A 21,550-nucleotide genomic window follows, 5' to 3' on the forward strand; every position below is an offset into this window, starting at 1 on the left:
GCTTATCAGCCGTCGCGGTGGGCTGGGTCAGGGCTCGGGAACAGGTGGTGGCTGGTAGCGCGCCGAGACGGCCAACAGAATCGCTCGAGCCGCGTCTCCCTCGGCAGCGCACTCCCACAGGGATTCATCAAGTCCGAATAGACCTGTGCGTCCTCCGGTTCTCTAGTGGTGATCTCGGTGTTGACCACCTCGACCCCCACCCAGTCATCGAGCATCCAGAACCCGTGCAGGACCGGGTACCGCAACTGCACGCCGAGCGGAACGATGCCGAAGCGAACGTTAGGGACACCAATCACCGCGAGCAGGCGGTCGACTTGACCGGCCATCACCCCAGATGGCGCGACAGGTGTGCGCAATGCTGCCTCGGTGACGAGCAATTCGATCGTCTTGGTGGAGTCGTAGAGGACGGACTGGCGCTGCAGGCGCGCAGTGACGGCGGCCTCCGTGTCGTTCGGCGTGTCTTGGAGTTCGGCCATGGCGACGAACACCGCGCGTGCGTAGTCGGGTGTCTGCACCAGCCCGGGTACTAGGCCAGTCTCGAACACGCGGATTCGCAGGGCAGCTTTCTCGGCATCGCCGAATGACTGCTGGACAACCTCATGCCCGGCGCGCAGACGATTCTTCCAGCGCGCTTCTTCACCCTTCATGTCCGGCACCGTTTACCTTGAGCTCCAATCGCGCCTGTGCCAACGGTTCCGTGATGGCCAGCGCGGCGGGGTCCTTGGGGAAGAGCGTGTGCAGCTCCTCCTCGAGTTCGTCGGCGATCATGACGAGCTGCTCAGCCGACTTGCGAGACGAGCTGAGTGCCACGCGTGTCCATTCGGCTGCACTGTCCAGGTCACCTTGCCGAAGTGATGCCATAGCCAGGGTCAGCCGAGCCTCGGTAGCTCGCATGGGACTTTTGTCGCTGCCATCGGCACGACGCGAGATGGCCAGCACTTCACGAGCATGATTCACCGCTCGCTGGTTCTGCCCGACCAGGCGATAGCAGTCCATCGCGTAGAAATCCCACTTCTGCGGATCGATGACGAAGTGGTTCTCGGGACGCGACGGCCGGTCGTGGCGCTCCAGGGAACGGTAGCCTTCGTCAAGGATTCGGTGGACAGTCTCGCGCTGCCCCATCCTGGCCGCGGCTTTCGCGGACTGCGCCGCGAGCTGTACAACCACCGAAGTGTTGGGCGCGGCTTCGCTGCCCGCAGCCGCAAGCGCCGCAACTGAGCCGAGATTCCCCTGAGTGAGCGCGAACCAAGCACTCATTTCGAACGTCCAAGCGATTATTCCACCGTGCCCGGTGTCCTTGCCGATGCGAAACGCGGCCGCCCGGCTGTGTTCGGCTTGGTGCTTCCTGCCCTGGTCGTACTCGACACACCCGATGAGCAGCAACAACCAGCCTGAAATCACCAGCAACTCACGGTGCTCCTTGAGCGTGCAGGGTCCGCCGAGTAGCCCCGAAATGTAGCGCAACCATTGGTGGGCATCAGTTTTCAACTCGTCAGGATCTCGCCAAGCGTATTCGCAGCACAGCTCCTCAGCAGCGAAGTGCAGGTGCTCGATCGTTCCCGGACCGACATCAGTCCGGTAGAGCCGCCGCACGTGCTCCACGGTTTCCTGAGGAATCGCCTGCTTGGGCACCTCCGTTGTCACACGCGCCGGAGATGTCGTCGTGTGAAGTCGTTCCGCTTTCGCGCGGGCTTCAAGAAGAGCGGTCTCGCGGACGCGCGTCTCGTGATCCTGCTTGACAGCCTCGAATTTCCTGAACTCAGCGAACAGGCCGCCGTCTGCACCACAGTGGCTATCGGCGGCTTTCCAGAATTTCTCGTCGCCCCGGGCCCGACCGCCTTCGATGTGCGTCACAGTCGTACGGTCGCAGAAAGTGGCTTGGGCGAGTTGCAGCTGCGTCAGGCCTGCGGCGGTTCGGTAGACCGCGAGAAGCTTACCGAGCAGCTTGCGTTTTTCGGAAAGCTCTTCCGACTCACGTCCCATGCCGTTCACGCCTTCGAGTATGCCGGGCATTCTCTGTCGATCACAGTATTCGCAGGTGACAGGTGGTGTGGTGAAGATGTGCGAGCAGTGACGCACATCAGGCTACACGCCCCAGAGTGATCGTAGGAGTACTAAAAGTCAGCGAAACGACAGTAGGAAAAACGGTGTCCAAGGAAAAATCGACGTTGCCCACTGTTCGCAGCCGGGAGTTGGGCAACGGGTTGCGGGCCGCGATGGCGGCGGCTGGGCTTGGCGTGCGGGAGCTCGCGCGCAAACTCGGCTGGTCGCATCCGTACCTGTCACATCTGTTGAGCGGAAACCGGTCCGTCAGCGATACCGATCTGCTAAGCGTGCTGTTCGCGTGCAACGTCCGCCTCGCTGAGCGGGAACGCCTCCTCGGGTTGTCCGAGGAACTCGGACACCTGGGCTGGCTCCAGCAGTACGACAGTGACGTGCCGGAGGCTCCCCGAACTCTGATCGAGCACGAACGCAAAGCGCTCGAGGTATCGGAAGTCCAGCTCATGGCCCTGCCGAAACTGCTGCAAACCCAGGCATACGCCCGTGCGGTCCTCGGGGCAAGGAAAGACACCGAAGCACGGACCCAGGCCCGACTCGCCCGGCAGGAGATCTTCGACCAGCATCCGCGGCCGCGGATGCCGTTCTTCCTGCACGAGTTTCACTGCGCTCGATCGCCGGTGGCGCCGTCGTGATGTCCGAGCAGTTGCACCACCTGCTGCGAATGTCGGTGCGGCCGCGTGTGGAGATCCGCATCATCCCGCCAGGAACTCATGTCGGCCGGGGAGGTTCGTTCAGCCTGCTGGAGTTCGCCGAGTTCCACCCGGTCGTGTACCTCGAAGGCGAGGTGACCGCGGTGTTCCTCGAACAACCGCACCAGATCGCCGCGTACCAACGCATCCTGACCACGCTGGCCGACACCGCGTTGAGCCACAACGACTCCAAGGCCCTGATCACCACTTTGGCGACCGAGCTCAACGCCGATTAGAACGTGCCCACGCGATCAAGAGTCCCGACCGCCGCGTTCGCGGCAGCGTCTCGACACCATGTCGCGGAGGCACCAAAAGCTGAAGGGGCTTTCCTCGCCTCAGCGCGGGAAGCCCCTTCAGACACGGGTCGTGAGTGGCAACAAGTGTTCTAACACTCTTTGCCACTCACGAGCCACGCTGGGTCGGGGCTTGCGTGCGCAGGTGTCCGGCGGCGGCTACAGAACGATGTTGACCAGTTTGCCGGGGATCACGATGATCTTGCGCGGCGTGCCGCCGGCGACCAGCGCGACGATCTTCTCGTCGGCCAGCGCCGTGGCCTGGACCTCGTCCGTGCTCGCGCCGGTGGCCACGGTGACCCGCGAGCGCACCTTGCCGTTGACCTGGATCGGGTACTCCACGGTGTCCTCGACCAGGTACTTCTCGTCGACGACCGGGAACGGCCCGTGCACCAGGGAATCCGCGTGGCCCAGGCGTTTCCACAGCTCCTCGGCGATATGCGGCGCCATCGGGGCCAGCATCAGCACCAGTGCTTCGGCCAGCTCGCGTGGCGTTTCCTGATCCGCACCATAGGTCTTGGTCAGGTAGTTGTTGAACTCGATCAGCTTCGCGCCGGCTGTGTTGAAACGCAGCTCCGCGTAGTCCTCGCGGACCCCGGCGATCGTCCGGTGCAGCTGCTTCAGGTCCGCCTCGGTCGCGGTCGCACTGTCCGAAGTGGACACTCGCAGCTCGCCGGTGGTCTCGTCGACCACCAGTCGCCACATCCGCTGCAGGAACCGCTGCGCGCCGACGACGTCCTTGGTCGCCCAAGGCCGCGAAACGTCCAGCGGGCCCATGGACATCTCGTAGAACCGGAAGGTGTCGGCACCGTAGGCCTCGGACATGTCGTCCGGGGTCACGACGTTCTTCAGGCTCTTGCCCATTTTTCCGTATTCCTGCGTGACGACCTCGTCGCCGTAGTAGAACTTGCCGTCCTTCTCGACCACCTCGTCGGCGGGAACGTAGATCTCGCGGGAATCCTTGTACGCGAACGCCTGGATGTAGCCCTGGTTGTACAGGCGGCGGTACGGCTCCTTCGACGAGACGTGGCCCAGGTCGAACAGCACCTTGTGCCAGAACCGCGCGTACAGCAGGTGCAGCACGGCGTGCTCGACCCCGCCGACGTACAGGTCCGTGCCGCCGGGATCGTCGACGCCGTGCTCGGCCGGACGCGGGCCGACCCAGTACTTCTCGTTCTCCGGGTCGACGAACGCTTCCGAGTTCGTCGGGTCCAGGTAGCGCAGCTGGTACCAGCAGGAACCGGCCCACTGCGGCATGACGTTGGTGTCGCGGCGGTACTTCTTGGGGCCGTCGCCCAGGTCCAGCGTCACCTCGACCCAGTCCGTCGCGCGCGACAGCGGCGGCGACGGGACGGAATCGGCGTCGTCCGGGGCGAAGGTGCGCGGGGTGTACTCGTCGACCTCGGGCAGCTCGACGGGCAGCTGGTCCTCGGGCAGCGCGATCGGCAGGCCGGACTCGTCGTAGACGATCGGGAACGGCTCGCCCCAGTACCGCTGCCGCGCGAACAGCCAGTCGCGCAGCTTGTACTGGACGGTGCCTTCGCCGTGGCCGTTCTCCTCCAGCCAGGCGATGATCGTCTTCTTGGCGTCGCCGATCTCCAGCCCGTCCAGGCTCAGCGCGTCGCTCGACGAGTTGATCGCCGCACCGGCACCGGTGAACGCCTCGCCGTCGAAGCCCGCGCTGGGCTCGACCGTGCGCACGATCTCCAGGTCGAACTTCTTCGCGAAGTCCCAGTCACGCTGGTCCTGGCCCGGCACGGCCATGATCGCGCCGGTGCCGTAGCCCATCAGGACGTAGTCGGCGACGAAGATCGGGATCTTCTTGCCGTTGACCGGGTTCACCGCGAACGTGCCGGTGGCGACGCCGGTCTTCTCCTTGTTCTCCTGGCGGTCCATGTCGGACTTGCGTGCGGCGGCCGCGCGGTAGGCGGCGACGGCCTCGGCGGGCGTCTTCTCCCCGCCGGTCCAGCTTTCCGTGACGGCGTCCGGCCACTCGGCGGCGGTCAGCTTCTCGACCAGCGGGTGTTCCGGGGCCAGCACCAGGTATGTCGCGCCGAACAGCGTGTCGGGGCGAGTGGTGAAGACCTCGACGCTCTCGTCACCGACGGCGAACCGAACTCGGGCACCGTTCGAGCGGCCGATCCAGTTGCGCTGCATGGTCTTGACCTTTTCGGGCCAATCCAGCAGCTCCAGGTCGTCGACCAGCCGGTCGGCGTACGAGGTGATCCGCATCATCCACTGGCTCAGGTTCTTGCGGAACACGGGGAAGTTCCCGCGGTCGCTGCGCCCGTCGGCGGTCACCTCTTCGTTGGCCACCACCGTGCCCAGGCCCGGCGCCCAGTTGACCGGCGCGTCGGAGATGTAGACCAGCCGGTGCGAGTCGATGACCTTGCGCTGCTCGACGTCGCTCAGCTCGCCCCAGCCGCGGCCGTCCGGAGTCGGGCGCTCGCCGCCGGCGTACTGCTTCTCCAGCTCGACAATGGGACGGGCTTTGGCCTGCGTCTCGTCGTAGTAGGAGTTGAAGATCTGCAGGAAGATCCACTGCGTCCACTTGTAGTACGCGGGATCGGTGGTCACCACGGATCGGCGCTCGTCATGGCCCAGGCCCAGCTGACGCAGCTGGCGGCGCATGTTGACGATGTTCGCTTCGGTGGTGGTGCGCGGGTGCGTGCCCGTCTGCACCGCGTACTGCTCCGCGGGCAGCCCGAAGGCGTCGTAGCCCAGCGTGTGCAGGACGTTGCGCCCGATCATGCGGTGGTAGCGCGCGTAGACGTCGGTGCCGATGTAGCCCAGCGGGTGCCCGACGTGCAGGCCCGCGCCCGACGGATACGGGAACATGTCCTGGACGAACAGCTTGTCCGACGGGACCTGCACGCCCTCTTCGGCGAGCGGGCCGACCGGGTTCGGCGCGTTGTACGTGCCGTGGTCAGCCCAGTAGTCCTGCCAGCGCTTCTCGATCTGGCCCGCCAGTTCCGCCGTATAGCGGTGGGGGGTTGCGTCGGTCGCCTCAGTCATCGCCGAAATCCTCCGTGTGGGTGCTCCAGAAACAACTCGACCCCTCAGCCCGTGGGCATGAGGGGTCGCCGCGCTGCTCCAGATGGCTGGTTCAGCGCGGCAGGCTAAGGAGCAGCCGAGCCGTGTTCATGGGTCTATCTTACTTCCCTGGTCAAAGCGATTCGTCAGCGGACCGCGAGGGCGATGAACTGGGTGACTTGGGTGGCCGCGAAGTTGTTGTCACTCACGAGAACCAGCGTTCGCTCCCCGTTGGGAAGGCGCGGACCCCAGGTCATGCCCTCGACGTTGTCGATGGTCGAGAGCGGCAGGTCCGCGAGGTCGACGAGCAGCCGCTTCTTCACCGGTTTCACCTCGGCCCCGGAAAGTGTCGACAGCTTCGCCACGTTGGTCGCGCCTTTGGTGTCGATCTCGTAGATCCGGATCTTGTTGCCGACACCGGTGACGAACGCACGCTCCATGACCAGGAACTTCGTCGGGTCGACCTGGTCCACCGCGAGCAGCGACGAGACCCCGGTGGTCGAGAACGCCGTCGGCGGCACGGGGGTGGCGAAGATCTTTTCCTGCGGGTACGCGTACTGCGCCAGGATCGGGCCGAAACGCGACTGGAGCGTGATGCGCGACAGCGCGCCGCGCTCGACGGTGGGCACCGGGCCGTCCTGCAGCAGCGGACCCTCGACCGAGCTGGCCACCAACGAGCCCAGCGCCGCGAAGGTGAGGCCTTCGAGCGCGAGGTTCTGCGGCGGCCCCGTGGTCGGCGTCATCTTCTCATTGGCGAGGATCGGCAGGTCACGAACGTATTTGCCGTCGCGTTTGGCCTCGCGGATCGACGGGTCGATCAGGAACGCCGGGTTCCGCTCGCCCTCCTGCGCCCAGAGGTAGTCGCCCGTCCACGGGTCGACGCGCAGCTCCTCGGGGTCGATGGTCTGCTCGTTCTGCGGCGCCTTCGGGTCGTTCTGGGTCAGCGCCGGGTAGGTGGTGCCGTCCGGGCGCAGGAACGGCTTGGTGCTGGTGAACGTCACCGGGCCGACGCCCTTCGCGGTCACCGGGAAGTTCGCGGTGTAGAACCGCGCGGGCTGCAGCGCCGACCGGTCGTCGCAGATCAGCGCGTAGCCGCCGGTGCGGGGGTCGTAGTCGATGCTGGAGAGCCCACCGACCGTGGTGCCTTGGTAGAGCAGTGCGTTGGGCACGATCTGTTCGCCGAGCAGGCGAACGGAGTGTGCGGATTCGCTCGCCGTAGCGGCCGGTGCGGCCATCAGGGTGAGCGAGAGGGACCCGATCAGGACCGGGATGAGCAGACGTCGTGACATGGCGTGTAGCACAGTCCATCAGGGTATCCAGCAGGTTGCTTTGAGGTCACGCTTATCCTCGTGGAGTGTTCGTACTCGCGCTGGTCCCGATAGTGCTGGGTGTGCTCGTGGGTTGGGGAGGTTTCCTCGGCTGGCGAGAGAAGTTGCCGCGTGACCGCGGTGCGGGTGTCCGCACCGCCGCCACCATGCGCAGCGACGAAGCCTTCCGTGTCGGCAACAAGGTGGCCGGGCTCCCGACGCTGGTCGGCGGGCTCATCGGCGTGGTCGGCGGCGTCGCCGGGCTGCTCATGCCCGACACCGCCGGGCTGGTCGTCGCCACGATCGTCGGCCTGATCGGGCTGTTCGCGTTGCTGGTCGGTGGCGGGGTCCTCGGCGACAAGGCCGCATCGGCCGTGCCCGAGCCGTCCAACATCCCCGCCGGTTGCACGGGCTGTGCCTGTGGTGCCGGTGGTTGTGGCGTGCTGACAAAGGCCACCAACGCCGCTGAGGCTTAGTTCCGCTGCAGGTCGCCGGGGTGGGTGGCCAGCAACGCCGTCGGGATGCCCTGACGGCGTAGCACCTGACCCCACAGATCCTGGTTCGGCGAAGCGAGCACGTCGCTCGGCAGCGCCGGCACGATCAGCCAGTCCTCGCGGTCGATCTCGTTCGCGAGCTGCCCGGCGTCCCAACCGGAGTAACCGGCGAAGACACGCACGCCGCGAACCTTCGGCAGCAGCAGGTCGGGATCGGTGTCGAGGTCGACGAGCGCGACCGGGCCGCGGACGGCGATCACGCCGGGAACCGTCGCGGCTGTCTCGCCGGTGCGCAACGCGGCCAGGCACAACGCCGTCTTCTTCTCGACCGGACCGCCGACGAACACCGACTGCGGCTCGGCGACATGACGGCCCCAAGCAGGCAGAACGTCGTCTACGGGCACATCACTGGGCCGGTTGAGCACGACGCCGAGCGTCCCCTCGTCGCGGTGGTCGATGACGAAGACCACCGTCCGCCGGAAGTTGGCGTCGAACATCGTGGGGGCAGCGACCAGGAGTGTTCCCGGTTCAACCTCGGCGTCCGCAGGCACGCTGTACATGATCCCACTCTGCACGCCCAAGAAGTCCGCTGGCACGGGAACAACAAGCACTCTTGTCCCGTTGGAAACATTGGCTGGCGCACTCCGTGTCCCCCGGGCTCACTGAAGAACCGCCTTTGTGGAATACCAGTTCGGCTGGAGCCACACTGCGCATAGCCGCCGTGAGGCGACCGAGTGCGTCAGCCCTTATATGTGCCTGCCTCTTCCCCACCGCCACCCTCAACGGAAGCGCTGCGCGCCGCATTACTCTTCAAAGCGTGACAACGAGCGCCCACTCCACCACTCCACGAGTCGGTCCTCGCATCCTGATGCGAGATCCGGAGTTCCGGCGTCTCATCTTCACCAGGTTCGCCGCGCAGTGGGGCGACGGCGTGTTCCGCGCCGGGCTCGCGGGCGCGATCCTGTTCAACCCCGAGCGTGAGACCGATCCGCTGGCCATCGCCGCCGGGTTCGCCGCGCTGCTGCTCCCGTACTCGGTCATCGGCCCGTTCGCGGGTGCGCTGCTGGACCGCTGGGATCGCCGCCGGGTGCTGGTGTTCGCGAACCTGTTGCGGGGAGTCGCGGTGCTGGCCGCGGCCGCCGCGGTCGGGCTCGGCGCGTCCGGGCTATCACTGTTCACGCTCGCGCTGTGCGCCGAGGGGATCACCAGGTTCATCGGTTCCGGGCTTTCGGCGTCGCTGCCGCATGTCGTGCCGACTTCTTCGGTGGTCACGGCCAACGCCTTCGCCACCACGGCCGGTTCGCTGGTGGCCCTCGTGGGCGGCGGCTGCGCGATCGGATTGCGCGGGCTTTTCGGTGCCGACAACGTCGGCTCCGCCTACGCGACGGCCTTCGCCGTCTTCGGCACGCTGGCCTCCGCCGCGATCGCGCGGCGGTTCGCCCCCGGCCTGCTCGGACCATCCACTGTGGACGAACCGGCCAGTGTGGCACTGGCCGTTGGCCGGGGCTTTTCCGACGGCGCACGAGCCGCGCTGCACGCGCCGAGTGTCACCGCCGGGTTCGTCGCCCTGTTCGCCCACCGGGCGTCCTACGGTATTTCGCTGCTGGTCACGCTGCTGCTGATGCGGAATTCGTTCACCAGCCACGGCTTCCTGCGAGCGGGCCTGCCCGGTATCGGCCAGGTCGCCGCGCTCGCGGGCGCCGGAATCTTCGTCGGCGGGCTCGTGACCGCGCGCCTGATCGCCACCTTCGGGCGTCTTCGCGTCGTTCTGGGCTCTCTGCTGCTCGCCGCGGCGGCGCAGGCCGGGCTCGGTCTCCCGATGGAAATTTCGACCGTGCTGCTCGCGTCGTTCGTTATCACCTGCGCCGGTCAAGTGCTCAAACTCAGCGTGGACTCGTCGATTCAACTGGACGTCGGTGACGAATCTCGCGGCCGGGTTTTCGCGCTTTACGACACACTTTTCAACATCGTGCAGGTCGCCGCGGTCGCCGTGGCAGCCGCACTCGTTCGCGTTGACGGCCGGTCCACGGGCCTGCTGCTTTCCGCCACCGTGATGTACCTGATCGGGGCACTCGGTTACCTCTTCGCGGTACGCCGGAACAGTATTGGTTGATTAGCGGGCGCAAATTAGGCTGAATCACGAGTGCGGTCTCGATGTTGGCATTAGGGTGACGCCGAGAGAGACGCACCTACCTTCGGGGGTTCAGTGACAGCGCCTGGCGACGACCGTGCCCGGCTGGAAGCACGTAATGCCGCGATGAAGGACCAGGTCGACTCGCTGCTCGAGAAGTTCGAAAAGCAGACGGCCCAGCTTCGTGACGCCCAGGCCGCGGCCGCGCAGGCGTCGGCCACGTTGACGTCGAAGGACGGACTGGTCCGGGCCACGATCGACGCGACGGGTTCGCTCGCCGCGCTGGACTTCGCCCCTGTCGCGTTCGAACGCACCACGCCCGCCGCACTCGCGAACACCGTGCTCGGGCTGGTCCGGCACGGCACGCTGCAGGTCAAACAGCAGGTCGCGGACCTGATGGCGCCGGTCACCGAAGGCCTGCCCGATCTCTCCGACCTCATCGAGGGCGCGCCTTCGCTCCAAAGCCTGATGCCGAAGATCCCGAACTTCCTCGAGGAGGAAGAGGCACCCGCGCCACGCCCCGAGTCGTTCGAAGAACCGATCATGCGCAGCGATCAGCCCCCACCGCCGCCTGTGGCCAGGCGCGCGCGTCCCGAAGCGGCCGAGGACGACGAACCACCGTCAAGCTGGATGACCCGGGGCGGCAACTGATGCCCGACGGTGCCGGTGGTTTCACCGCGGATCCCGACGCGATCCTGTCCGGCGCGAGCGGCCTGAACACCGCCGCCGACCAGCTCGAGGACGCCGGCAACGAACTCAAGAACGCGCTGGCCGCCCAGGGCGCGTGCTGGGGCGAAGACGAGTCCGGCAAGGAGTTCTCCAAGGACTACCTCCCCGGCTCGGAAGGCGCGGCCGAAGCGTTCATCTCGCTGGTCGAAGGCATGCGAGGGATGTACAAAAACGTCGACACGGCGATGAAGACGATCACCGCCGCCGAAGACCAGGCCCAGTCGACCTTCAAAAAGGGGCAGTGACCCTTGGGGATGGAAATGCCGGGCGCGGTCGCCTGGCTGCTGCCGATCGTCGTCGGGGAAAGCTGGCCCGAGGGCGACGAGGACAAGCTCCGCGCGCTGCGTGACGCCTGGCATGTCGCGTCGAAGTCGATCACGCCCGTGTCCGAGATCGGCTCGAAGGCGGCCAGCGAGGTAGTCGCGAACTGGACCGGTGACAGCGCCACGGCCTTCGCCGAGCAGTGGAAGAAGTTCACCGACGGCGACGAGGCCTACTTCAAGTCACTGGCCGACGCCGCGCAGGCGCTCGGCGACTCGTGCGACCAGACCGCGCTCGACATCGAGTACACGAAGTACATGATCATCATCTCGCTGGTGATCCTGGCCGCGCAGATCGCCGCGATGATCGCCGCCGCGGCCCCGTCCTTCGGCGCGTCGACGGCCGGTATCGCGCCGGCGCAGATCGCCACCCGGATGACCGTGCAGATGCTGTTCCGCGAGCTGCTGCAGAAACTCGCTCAGCAGGGGTTCAAGCAGCTCGCGAAGGAACTCCTCGAGCAGTTCCTCAAACAGGGCCTCAAGAAGATCGCCAAAGAGGTCGCGACGAACGTGGCGATGAATGTCGCCATGGACGCCGGGATCCAGGGCCTGCAGATGGCCAAAGGCGACCGCAAGGACTGGGACTGGAGCAAGACCAAGGATGGCGCCATCGGCGGTGCTGTCGACGGGGTGGTCGGGGCCGCCAGTGGCGGGCTCAGCAAAAAGATGGCCGGTGACGAGGGTTTCGGCATCGCGGGCAAAGCGGTGCAGGGCGCGACGGAAGGTGTCGCCAGCACGGTCGGGCAGGCCGCGGTCACCGGAGATCTCGGGAACCTGACGGCGAAGGACATCCTCACGGGTGCGTCGAGTGGCGCGGTCAGCGGCGGAGTCGACGGCGCCAAGGACCACTTCAAGTCGGTCAACAGCCCGGATACGCCGAACACGCCCACTCCCGGCGGCACGAACGATCCCGGTGGCACCAACCAGCCGACGCCGTCGCGGCCGGACAGCCCGCCGACGAACACTCCGGCCAACCAGCCCGACAGCTCACCGGCGCCGAGCAGCTCTCGATCCGATGCGGGATCGAACGGCCCGGACAACTCACCTTCGCCCGCGGCTACCCCGAGTGGGAACGACCGCGTCACGCAGCAGTCCGCACCGACCCCGGAACGCACCGATGGCGTGCCCGACGCGCAGCGTGCCGCCGCTCCGGCGAGTCAGCCGCAGCATGCCGCGGCCTCCGACGGCAACGGTCAGCAGAACTCGCAGCAGCAAGGAAACTCGGCACCCGCGCAGGCGGCTCCCGCGCAGTCCGCGCCTCCCGCCGGTGGATCAGCCCCGGCAGGTTCCTCGCCTGCTGGATCTTCACCTTCGAGTTCCTCCGGCGGGTCTTCGGCGGGATCCTCCGCGACGCACTCTTCGCCTGGTGGCTCGTCTTCAGCAGGAGCGCCGCCATCGCACTCGCCGGGTTCTTCGCCTTCGAGTTCTTCGGCCGGAGGAGCCGTTCCGGCTCACACTTCTGCTGGTGGTTCTTCGCCCGCGCATTCGTCGCCAGGCGGCTCTCCCACGGGATCACCTGCGCCGATGGCTGCACAGTCGTCACCGTCTGGGCCGACGCCCGGCGGATCTTCGCCAGCGCCCGGTGGTTCGGCGCCCACGCACTCGCCCGGCGGTTCGCCGTCTACCGCACCGTTTTCGTCCCACGGGAACCCGGCCGGCGGCTACGGCATGGCCCAGCCACCGCCCGGCAACTACGGCCCTCCTGGCAGCCAGAACCCGGGGCAGCCCGGCGCCCGGCCGCAGGACAGCGTCAACGCCGCCGGTTTCACCCAGAACCCCGGTCCGAATCCCGGACAGCGCCCCGACTTCGGCCAGCAACCGCCTCCGCAGCAGCCGCCGTTCCCCGGACAGCAGCCACCGCCGCCCGGTGGATTCGCGCCGCCACCACCGCCAGGTGGCGGGCATCCCGGTGGCCCGAACCAGCCTCGGCAAGGGCCTCCTCCTGGCCAGCCGCCTCGGCAGGGCCCGCCGCCGAACTGGCAGCCACCGCAGGATCCGCGGCGCGGCAACTACTTCCAGTCCGATCCCCGGGGAGGTCCCGGGCCACAGCATCGTTCCGGGCCGCCGTCCGGGCCGGTCCAGCCACCGCGCCCACCCGGTCCGCCGCCTGGGCCGCCTGGACAACGCGGTCCCGCGGGTTATCCGCAGCAGCCGCCACGGCCGCCGCAGGCCTACGGTCCTGGTCAGCATCCGCAGCAACATCCCCAGCAGCGTCCGCCGATGCCGCCGCCGGGACCTGGTCAGCGACCCATGCCGCCGCCGGGTTTCGACCCGCGTCAGCAGCAACCACCTCGGGTTCCCGGCCCGCGTCAGGAGCCGCCTCCTCGCGCGTTCGAGGGCTACCGCGGTTCGCTCGACGAGCCCGCACAGGTCCAGCAGCCGCGCGAAACGGCGCCGGCCGCACACGAGCCCGAAGTGGCTCGCCAGCCCGAGCCGGAAACCCCGCGCCAAGCCGAACCCGAGCGTCAAGCCGAACCGGCGACGCAGCCTGAGCCCGACCGAACCCCGGTCGCCGAGCAGTCGGTCTCCGATCGGCTCGACGGCAACCGGGACCGTCCGGACCTCAGCGAGGACTACCTCTCCGACCCGGACCATCGCGGTTCCGCCGCCGACCACGACAGCATCCGCCGTGGCATCGGCAACGACGAGAACTTCGGCCGCCTGCGCGAAACAGCGTTGGCACGCCGCGACGCCGACCCGGACCTCGCGCATGTGTCGGACGAAGCCGCCGTCGCGATCCACGCCTATAGCCGCGAGCTGTACGACGTGGTCAACGCGCCGCACCGGCTCGGCGAGGCCGATCCGAACTTCGAGACCGCCCAAGCCCAGAACCGGGCGATCGACGGCGCGCTGAACGAATTGCCACCGCATGTCGGCCCGCTGGTGCGTGGCCTCGACTTCAACGGCGACCCGCGGCTGGCGGAAATGGCCGCGGCGCACTACGTCGAGGGCCAGGTCACCGTCGAGCCGTCGCTGACCAGTGCGTCGATGAAGCTCAGCGACGACCAGAAGTTCAAGTTCGGCGACGACGTCGTGCTGCAGATCGACTCGAAGACCAGCCGGGACATCTCGTCGCTCGCGGAGAACGCGGGTGAGCACGAGGCGCTGTCCAAGGCCGGCACGCAGCTCTACGTCCACGAGAAGACGCTCACGATCACGCCGGACGGCAAGCGGCAGTGGGTCATCCGCGCCGAAGAGGTCACGCCCGGCGACCCGCGCCACCTCGACCCCGACACGGCCAAGCAGAAAACGGCCGAGCGACGCGAGCGCTTCGCGGAGGAAGCCGCCGAGGTCAAGGAACGCAACTCCCGCCGGATCGCCGACATCTTCGGCGGCCCGGCCGAGCCCGTCCCGGAGCACACACCAGACGCTCCGACCACGCACGACTCGTCCGAAATCACTTCCCGGCTCGACGGCGAGCACACGCCCGACGAACCGATGCCGCAGCCGGACCGGACCGGCGAGCCGGACTGGTCGTCGCTGGCACAGGCGACCAACCCGCCGAGCGAGCCCGCCATCCACGCGGGCACGGCGACCCCGGAGCAGCAAGCGGCCTATATCGCGCAGCGGCACCCGGAACTGACCGCGGTGAACCCGAATTTCCACACCCCGGACGCCTTCGCGAACGGCTATGTCACCAACTGCACGCGCGGCGTCGTCGCCTACGCGCAGCGGATGGCTGGGTTCGACGTCCACGCCGTTCCGCTGCTCCCGGCCGATATGGCCAGGTACGGCACACTCGACAGCGTCCAGCAGCACCTCGGCGGCGAATGGCGGTCGCACGGTGACTACGACAGCGTCATCCGGGAGATGAACGACCGGCCCGTCGGCTCGCACGCCGTCGTCGGCGTGCTGTTCCCTGGCCCGGACGGCCAGACCTACGGCCACGTCGCCATGGTGGTGCACACCGGCGAAGGCGTGGCGTTCATCGATCCGCAGTCCGGCTCGCTGATGAACCTGCCGCAGCCGCCGTCGAAGATCGACCTGCTGCCGTTCGAGCCGCTGAAGAACGACGCCGACACCGCGACCCCGGTCGAAAAGGCCGCCGACAAGCCGTCCGAGCAGACCGCCCCGGAGAAGACCGAAACCCCGGTCGACCCCCGGGTCGCGTACAAACTGCCGGACCCGCCCGTCGACCCGAGGATCGCCTTCTCGCGGCCCGACGACGGTCATCACGGCTACGACGTCCAGCCGTCGCGGATCGGTCCCGACGGACGTCCGATCCCGAGTTTCTCGCAGCCGGTGCCCGACCACGCGCCCGAACACAGCGGCTACGGCACGCCTCAGCAGGACGGGCCGTCCCCACTGCCGACGCGTGAGGACGTCGCCCGCTACCTCGCCGACCCCCGCGTCGACGAAGCGCTGAACCGGGCGAACGAGCCCGGCGCGGACGGCAAGGTGCCACAGCACAACGGCATGCCGCTCGGTGACGCCGTGCGCCAGATGCTGCCGGAGCATCCGGAGCTCCTGCGGGCCATGCAGAACGCGGACTACCTCGAGCGTTCCCTGCTCGCGAGGCCGCAGACGATGGCCAGCCTGATGACGCATCCCGAGGCGCTCCCGATCCTGGAAGCGGCAATCCACGACGCGCATCACCCGGCTCCCGACGCGCCTCCGCTGGCTCCACATGCCGAACCGACTCCGCTCACGCCGGAGCAGCAGGACTTGACCCACGCGCTGGAGGAGTCGGCAGGCGACTACCGGGCGGAAGATCGGCTGCAGGCGCCGTTCGACCAAAGCCGCCGCGGGGACGAGGACTACCGCGCGGCCTACCTGGCCGAGCGGTACAAGGAAGCCGTGGTCGCCCAGGCGCAGCTCACCGAGATCGTCAACGAGATCGCGGCGGCGAACGACGGTGATCCGCATTCCCGCACCGAACCGAAGAAGATCGGCCGCGCCAACGACAAGATCGTCGCGAACTACCGCGGTGACGCCTCCCGGCTCATCGACATGGCCGGGTGCTACATCCAGTTCGACCGGGTTCAGGACGCCTATTCGGCACTCGCCGTGTTGTCCTCGGATCCACGTCTCGAGATCGTCAAGTTCGAGGACAGGTTCGCCGTTCCGGAACCGAGTGGGTACCGGGATCTGCAGATGAGCGTCCGCATGCCGAACGGGCATATCGCGGAACTGCGCCTGCACCTCAAGGCGCTCGACGATATCGCCGTCTACGAACACGCCCTCTACGAAGTCCGCCGCGACTTCAAGACGGCGCAGAAAGAAGCCAAACTCCCCGAGATGGGGCCGGAAGAAGCTGCCTTGCGGGACGCGCTTCTCGCCCGCGAGCGCGACTTATTCTGGGACGCGCTGCAGGGAGGCTTGTGATGGCGATCGAAACGCCTTCTTATTTCGTGTACTACAACAGGACCTACCGGATCGACTCGACGCCGGACGGTGGCCTCACCGGCTACCTCCTCGATCTCGAAACCGGTGAATTCGAGCAGACGGCCGAGCCGATCGACGACGTGCTGTTCAACCGGAAGCCCGAGATCCGGAGTGTCGACGAAGCCAGGTTCATCGACGAAACCGAGCAAGCGCGCTCTTACTATCTGCGCGGTGACGGCCCGGTTTTCGCGTTGTACGACACCATCAACGGGCTCTACGACCAGGCGAAAGCCGAAGGACGACGGCCGGGTCCCGAGGAGAAGGCGCTCATCAAGTCCTTGCGCCGCAAGACTTATCAACTCTGGGAAGACGAACTCGCCCGGCGCGCGGCCGGCGAGCCGCCGTCCTTCCCGGTCAAGACGATCCTCGGTTGATGTTTCCCGTGGAACAACGTCTTTCACCCGCTGACCAACGAACGCTCCTGACCAGGATCGGGCGGCTCGTGCGGGATCACGCACCCGAAGGCTGGTCCCGAATCGACGTCTCGTTCCGGCAGATCGGCACGCACGCCGAGCTCGAACCCACCGTCGACGGCGAGGTCATGACACCGCCGCCGGGACTGGGCGACCTGTTCTCGGAACTGCGCGCCGGAATGTACGAACCCGGCCGCGGCGCCTGGCTCGACGCGCATTTCGCGCTGTCCGCGGAAGGCTCCTTCGCCTTCGATTTCACGCTGGACGCCGAACCCGAGTGGCACGCGGTGCTCGACGACACTGTGTTCGATAAAAAAGCCTTGTTCGCCGACGAACTCGCCGCGTTCCCGCGCGATCTGGCGCATATCCCCGAATGGTGGCGGGTCCGGGCGGGCTTGCCGCTGCCGGTGAGCTTCCTGCACGCGCGGGTCGTCGACGCCTACACCGAGGGCGAGCCGCCGGTCGTGGACCGGACTCCGTTGTCCGCCGAGGAGATCCCGCTCGTCCTGCAGTACCTCGAGCGCGAACCCGCGGTGCTCACTGGCAGCGAGCTCGGGCCGGACATCTTCGCGCCCGATGCCGAGCCGAGCGTGCCGGAGAGCTATCACACCGACGGCACCTGGATCTGGCACGCCTCGGTGCCGCATTACCTGCGGAAGTACGGCACCCCACCGGAAACCGAGCTGGTCGAGCACATCCGGGCGCAGAAGTTCCACCCGCCTTACGTCGAGCACCTGATCCGCCGCACAGCCGAAGCCGAGCTGCTGGGCAGGCCGAAACCCGCGCCCGACCCCGCCGACCTCCGCAAGAGCGAAGGCGAGGTCGCGGCCGATCGGGAAACCCAGCTCAATCCCGAACTGCCGGAAGAAGACGTGCTCGTGGTGCTCGTCCGGCGCCTGGGCGAACTCGGTGTCTGGCCGGAGGCCTACCGCCTCGGCGAGCGAGTCGACGGCACCTGGTCGCTGAACTTCACCCAAGAAGGCTGGGAAGTCGCGCGGTACGCCGTGGGCGAGCCGGTCGAGCCGAAGTACTTTCAGAAACGGGAAGACGCCGCTCAGCACCTGCTCGGCGCGTTGCTGCTGCACCCGGCGAGGATGACCGCGGGGCACGAAACCCCGTTGGAGACCGCCAGAGAACTCGGTGACTGGCCCATCCAGGAAGCCGAGGGTGAGCCGCCGCTGACGTTGTTGCGCAACAAGCGGATCGTCCAGCTCGTCGCCGGCACCCCGGTACTGCGCTTCGGCGGCGAAGACGGGAACCTGGTGCATGTGCGCGGGGCGCGGTTCGCGACCACGTCCCTTCCGCTGGAGCGAGAACGCGACGAGCGGAGTTACGTCGTCCGGCGGCCGGTTTACGTGGTCACCGGCATCACCATTCCGTGGGCCAACCTGCCCGGCGGCGCGGTGGCGTATGTACTACCCAAGACGCTGGCCGAGCATCTGGCCGACGGCAGTGTTGAGAGGACTGAGTAGTGGAAGCGGCGGAAGCGGTAGCCAAGGTCGAGCCGTGGCTGCGGGCTCACGGTATGGACGAGGTCCGGGTCGATGCCGGCGGCGTCCGGCGCATCCCCGAGGGCTGGCTGGTTCCGTACAACACGGTCGCGTACCTCGACGAAGGCCTCTCCGACAAGCAGATCTTCCCGCCGCCGTCGCTGATTGTCCGGGTGCCGGAAGGCGATCTGCGCCAGGCACATCCGCATCCCGGCGGCCTGAGCATCCCGGTCACCTATCCCGGCCAGGAGTCGTGGCGCGAGATCGTCGACCCGGATTACGCCGCGGCCGGACTCGGCAGGCTCGGCGTGCCGAGCGCGGCCGTCGCCGGGTGGGCGAAGTACGACGCCGAGGGCACCAAAACCGGTGAAGAGAAGCCGAACCCCGAGTACAAGGTCGGCCCGATCCGACGGGGTTACCCGGCGCCCGAGAACACCGTCGAAACGCTGCTGCTGTTCCATATCGCCGGCTGGCTGAGTCGCGAGCGCTTCCTGATCGGCCTGACCGCGACCGAGGTCTTCGTACCGCGCGACGTCGAAACCGGCAAGACGCATCCGGCTTACTGGAACGCGAAAACCTCCGAGCTGCAGGTGTTCAGCTCACCTAAGCGGCTCCCGCCGAACGAGCACGGCTGGTGGAAGGTCGACTTGGCGACTTTGGCCACCTCGGCCGGGTTCACCCCCGCGCCGAACCTGGTCATCGACGCCGGTCCCGCGCTGTCCGGGCACAAGGTCAGCGGCGCCGAACTGGTGGCGACGCTGGAGCGGTTCCCGCGGTTCGCGCCCAGGGTCGACGTCGACGGCCGGTGCCCGGAGACCGAAGAGGAGCTGGTGACACTCGCCGCGGACACCGCCGAGCGGCTGGGTCTGCCCGAGCCGGTGAAGCCTCCGCTCAGCGCGGCGACCAAGGCCCGCAAGCGCGGCTACGAACTGACACTCGACGAGTGCCGCAAGACCGTGGTCGGCGAATCCTGGCAGGTCAGCGGGTCCGAACCGCCCGCCGACTTCGCCGCGAACGGCCTGGCCCCGGCGTATGACAACGACGGCCAGGTGGTGCCGCGCGTCGACACGTTCGGCAAGTACTTCGCCGAGGACCTCCCCGGCTACCGCTACGGCTGGCAGCGCGTCACCGGCGCTTTTGTCGGTTTCGCGGTCGGCGAGGCGTTCGGCTCGGTGTTCACGCGCCCCGGCCAGATCGGCCCGCTGACCCAGCAGCTGCTGTTCCAGACCGAAGCGGTGATCCGCAGTCCGCATCGCGAGGACCCGAACGCCGAAGACCAATTCGCCGAGGTCGCGCGCAACGGGCTGCTTCGCTGGCTGCACACCCAGGGTGTCCCGTACGACAAGGCCGACGGCTGGCTCGTGAAGGTGCCCGAGCTGCACGCTCAGCGTTATCCCGATCCCGCGCTTTACGCGTCGATTGTCGCCTTGTCGACCGGCGAACCGGTGACGAAGGTGACCGGGCCGACGGCGTTGCTCTCGGCGCTTCCGGCCGCGCTCACCGAAGGCGGCCCCGGCAGCGGTCTGTCCGGCGGTTCGCGTGAGGCCGTCCGCCAGCTGGCCGGGTTGATCCATTCCGGCGAGACCGACCTCGAAGCCGCCACCTATCTCACTTGGCTGCTGCAGAAGGCGCTCACGAAGGACGACTTCTCGTTCCCTGTCTGGAGTCTTGGGCGCGAAGTCTTCAACACCGAAGACCCGCAGCAGCAAGGCCCGGCGTGGCAGCAGCTCAAGGCGATGGCCGAGGAATCACTGCCACTGTTCACCCGGACCGGGCTTCCCGAGCTGAAGAAGGTCGACGACATCGGCGACGGCCAAAGCACGATTTCCGTGCTGGGACGCGCTTTCACGGCCATCTCGGGGTACGAGAACGACCCGGAACGGGCACTGCTGCGCGCGGTCGACCAGTCGGGGAACACCGCGATGACCGGCGCGCTCGTCGGGGCCATGCTCGGGGCGAGGTCAGGGATCCCGGGACTGCCGGAGAAACTGGTCGAACATCTGGAACTGCGCTACGCCATCGAAAACCTCGCGTCCGACGCGTTCTTCCACTTCGACCGGCACTCGGCGCTGTTCCGCTATCCCGACGACTGGAAGCAGCGGTATCCACGGTGGTGACGTTCAAAGACCGGCTGCGCGGAAGTCTGCTCGCCGGGGCGATCGGTGACGCGCTCGGCGCGAAGACGGAATTCGACACGATCGAGCGGATCCGGGAGATCGCCGGCCCGGACGGCATCACCGACTTCATCCCCGCGTACGGCGGCATCGGCCGGATCACCGACGACACCCAGATGACGTTGTTCACCCTCGAAGCGCTGATCAGGGCCCACGCGCAGCAGCGGCGGACGGGCTCGGCCGACGTCGAGCAGTCGCTCCAGATGGCCTACCAGCGATGGCTGCACACCCAGGGAATCCCGTGGGACCGCGCGCGTGGCCCGGAGAACACCCTCCCCGAAGCCGACGGCTGGCTGGTGACCCATCGCGAGCTGTACAGCCGCCGTGCACCGGGTCTGACCTGCTTCAGTGAGCTGGAGATGTACGGCAAGTCCGGCCGCCGGGCGAGTATCGCCAGGCCGGTGAACAACTCGAAGGGCTGCGGCGGAGTCATGCGTGCCGCGCCGATCGCGCTGTGGTCCGACGATCCCTCAGTGGTCTTTGATCTGGGCGCGGAGAGTGCGGCGCTGACGCACGGCCACCCGAGCGGCTACCTGTCGTCGGGCGCGTTCGCCGTCATCGTCCAGCAGCTTCTGCAGGGCAAGCCCTTGCTGGACGCGCTCATGATCGCCACCGCCGAGCTCGTGCGCCGGCCGAACCACGAAGAGCAGTCCGCCGCGCTCGACCAGGCTCTGGCGCTGGCCGAACAGGGAGCGCCGACGCCGGAAAAGCTGGAAACCCTGGGCCAGGGCAACGTCGGCGAGACGGCGTTGTCGATGTCGATCTATGTCGCTTTGACGACCTCGGACCCCGATACGGCGTTGCTCGCTTCGGTGAACCACAGCGGCGACAGCGATTCGACCGGCTCGGTCTGTGGCAATCTGGTGGGCGCGATCTACGGGGAGCAAGCACTGCGCCAGAGCTGGCTCGACCGGCTTGAGCTGCGCGAAGTCATCGAAAACCTCGCTGATGACGCGATCACGGAATTCGACACGGACACGCCAAGTGACGACCGGTGGTTCCTCCGCTATCCGGCCTACTAGATTTACACA

Annotated in this window: 14 protein-coding genes and 1 pseudogene; 10 read left to right on the forward strand and 5 right to left on the reverse strand. The window is 67.4% G+C overall.

Annotated features, from left to right (window positions below; translation table 11 throughout):
* Nucleotides 1–5 precede the first annotated feature (5 nt).
* Nucleotides 6–647: a DUF5753 domain-containing protein gene (locus VGP60_RS40825; protein ID WP_327553600.1), complete on the reverse strand. Its 642-nt coding sequence runs from the start codon at nucleotides 645–647 to the stop codon at nucleotides 6–8.
* Entirely contained in the window at nucleotides 637–1,983 is a 1,347-nt protein-coding gene (locus VGP60_RS40830; protein WP_327553649.1) for a helix-turn-helix transcriptional regulator, read from the reverse strand. Before VGP60_RS40830 ends, VGP60_RS40825 begins: the two co-directional genes overlap by 11 nt.
* A 164-nt stretch (nucleotides 1,984–2,147) precedes the next feature.
* Between VGP60_RS40830 and VGP60_RS40835 the strand changes: the two are divergent.
* Nucleotides 2,148–2,986: pseudogene (locus VGP60_RS40835) on the forward strand (helix-turn-helix domain-containing protein).
* A 216-nt stretch (nucleotides 2,987–3,202) separates the two neighbouring features.
* Here VGP60_RS40835 and leuS read toward each other — a convergent pair.
* Together leuS and VGP60_RS40845 are read right to left on the reverse strand one after the other, a co-directional pair.
* Nucleotides 3,203–6,058, reverse strand: coding sequence for a leucine--tRNA ligase (gene leuS, locus VGP60_RS40840; RefSeq protein WP_327553601.1), 2,856 nt, complete (start codon nucleotides 6,056–6,058; stop codon nucleotides 3,203–3,205).
* A gap of 164 nt (nucleotides 6,059–6,222) precedes the next feature.
* Nucleotides 6,223–7,365 (reverse strand): esterase-like activity of phytase family protein, encoded by a 1,143-nt coding sequence (locus VGP60_RS40845; RefSeq protein ID WP_327553602.1) that lies wholly within the window; start codon nucleotides 7,363–7,365, stop codon nucleotides 6,223–6,225.
* Between the two features lie 65 nt (nucleotides 7,366–7,430).
* Between VGP60_RS40845 and VGP60_RS40850 the strand changes: the two genes are divergently transcribed.
* Nucleotides 7,431–7,859 (forward strand): SdpI family protein, encoded by a 429-nt coding sequence (locus VGP60_RS40850; RefSeq protein ID WP_327553603.1) that lies wholly within the window; start codon nucleotides 7,431–7,433, stop codon nucleotides 7,857–7,859.
* On the opposite strand, the gene VGP60_RS40855 is transcribed toward VGP60_RS40850, so the two are convergent.
* A complete protein-coding gene (locus VGP60_RS40855; protein ID WP_327553604.1) occupies nucleotides 7,856–8,437 on the reverse strand; it encodes a YqgE/AlgH family protein in 582 nt (193 codons plus the stop codon). The genes VGP60_RS40850 and VGP60_RS40855 overlap by 4 nt on opposite strands.
* A 308-nt stretch (nucleotides 8,438–8,745) precedes the next feature.
* On the opposite strand from VGP60_RS40855, the gene VGP60_RS40860 reads away from it, so the two are divergent.
* The 8 genes from VGP60_RS40860 (at nucleotide 8,746) to VGP60_RS40895 (ending at nucleotide 21,541) form a co-directional block, all read left to right on the forward strand.
* On the forward strand, nucleotides 8,746–9,990 hold the full coding sequence (locus tag VGP60_RS40860) for an MFS transporter (protein WP_327553650.1): 1,245 nt from the start codon (nucleotides 8,746–8,748) through the stop codon (nucleotides 9,988–9,990).
* Between the two features lie 93 nt (nucleotides 9,991–10,083).
* Nucleotides 10,084–10,659, forward strand: coding sequence for a YbaB/EbfC family nucleoid-associated protein (locus tag VGP60_RS40865; protein ID WP_327553605.1), 576 nt, complete (start codon nucleotides 10,084–10,086; stop codon nucleotides 10,657–10,659).
* On the forward strand, nucleotides 10,659–10,982 hold the full coding sequence (locus tag VGP60_RS40870; RefSeq protein ID WP_327553606.1) for a WXG100 family type VII secretion target: 324 nt from the start codon (nucleotides 10,659–10,661) through the stop codon (nucleotides 10,980–10,982). Before VGP60_RS40865 ends, VGP60_RS40870 begins: the two co-directional genes overlap by 1 nt.
* 15 nt (nucleotides 10,983–10,997) lie before the next feature.
* Complete coding sequence (locus tag VGP60_RS40875) at nucleotides 10,998–16,382, forward strand: toxin glutamine deamidase domain-containing protein (protein WP_327553607.1); 5,385 nt, start codon at nucleotides 10,998–11,000, stop codon at nucleotides 16,380–16,382.
* Complete coding sequence (locus tag VGP60_RS40880) at nucleotides 16,382–16,816, forward strand: hypothetical protein (protein WP_327553608.1); 435 nt, start codon at nucleotides 16,382–16,384, stop codon at nucleotides 16,814–16,816. Before VGP60_RS40875 ends, VGP60_RS40880 begins: the two co-directional genes overlap by 1 nt.
* Nucleotides 16,816–18,327, forward strand: coding sequence for a TNT domain-containing protein (locus VGP60_RS40885; RefSeq protein ID WP_327553609.1), 1,512 nt, complete (start codon nucleotides 16,816–16,818; stop codon nucleotides 18,325–18,327). The genes VGP60_RS40880 and VGP60_RS40885 overlap by 1 nt, the downstream gene beginning before the upstream one ends.
* Nucleotides 18,327–20,462, forward strand: coding sequence for an ADP-ribosylglycohydrolase family protein (locus VGP60_RS40890; protein ID WP_327553610.1), 2,136 nt, complete (start codon nucleotides 18,327–18,329; stop codon nucleotides 20,460–20,462). Before VGP60_RS40885 ends, VGP60_RS40890 begins: the two co-directional genes overlap by 1 nt.
* A complete protein-coding gene (locus VGP60_RS40895) occupies nucleotides 20,456–21,541 on the forward strand; it encodes an ADP-ribosylglycohydrolase family protein (protein ID WP_327553611.1) in 1,086 nt (361 codons plus the stop codon). The genes VGP60_RS40890 and VGP60_RS40895 overlap by 7 nt, the downstream gene beginning before the upstream one ends.
* Nucleotides 21,542–21,550: the final 9 nt, after the last annotated feature.

It is taken from the genome of Amycolatopsis sp., from assembly GCF_036008905.1.
Classification (GTDB): Bacteria; Actinomycetota; Actinomycetes; order Mycobacteriales; family Pseudonocardiaceae; genus Amycolatopsis.

Excerpts from the sequence above, each read along its gene's own strand:
- VGP60_RS40825 (WP_327553600.1), bottom strand. The coding sequence starts at position 647 with ATGAAGGGTGAAGAAGCGCGCTGGAAGAATCGTCTGCGCGCCGGGCAT.
- VGP60_RS40830 (WP_327553649.1), bottom strand. The coding sequence starts at position 1,983 with ATGGGACGTGAGTCGGAAGAGCTTTCCGAAAAACGCAAGCTGCTCGGT.
- leuS (WP_327553601.1), bottom strand. The coding sequence starts at position 6,058 with ATGACTGAGGCGACCGACGCAACCCCCCACCGCTATACGGCGGAACTG.
- VGP60_RS40845 (WP_327553602.1), bottom strand. The coding sequence starts at position 7,365 with ATGTCACGACGTCTGCTCATCCCGGTCCTGATCGGGTCCCTCTCGCTC.
- VGP60_RS40855 (WP_327553604.1), bottom strand. The coding sequence starts at position 8,437 with ATGTACAGCGTGCCTGCGGACGCCGAGGTTGAACCGGGAACACTCCTG.
- VGP60_RS40860 (WP_327553650.1), top strand. The coding sequence starts at position 8,746 with ATGCGAGATCCGGAGTTCCGGCGTCTCATCTTCACCAGGTTCGCCGCG.
- VGP60_RS40870 (WP_327553606.1), top strand. The coding sequence starts at position 10,659 with ATGCCCGACGGTGCCGGTGGTTTCACCGCGGATCCCGACGCGATCCTG.
- VGP60_RS40875 (WP_327553607.1), top strand. The coding sequence starts at position 10,998 with ATGCCGGGCGCGGTCGCCTGGCTGCTGCCGATCGTCGTCGGGGAAAGC.
- VGP60_RS40880 (WP_327553608.1), top strand. The coding sequence starts at position 16,382 with ATGGCGATCGAAACGCCTTCTTATTTCGTGTACTACAACAGGACCTAC.
- VGP60_RS40885 (WP_327553609.1), top strand. The coding sequence starts at position 16,816 with ATGTTTCCCGTGGAACAACGTCTTTCACCCGCTGACCAACGAACGCTC.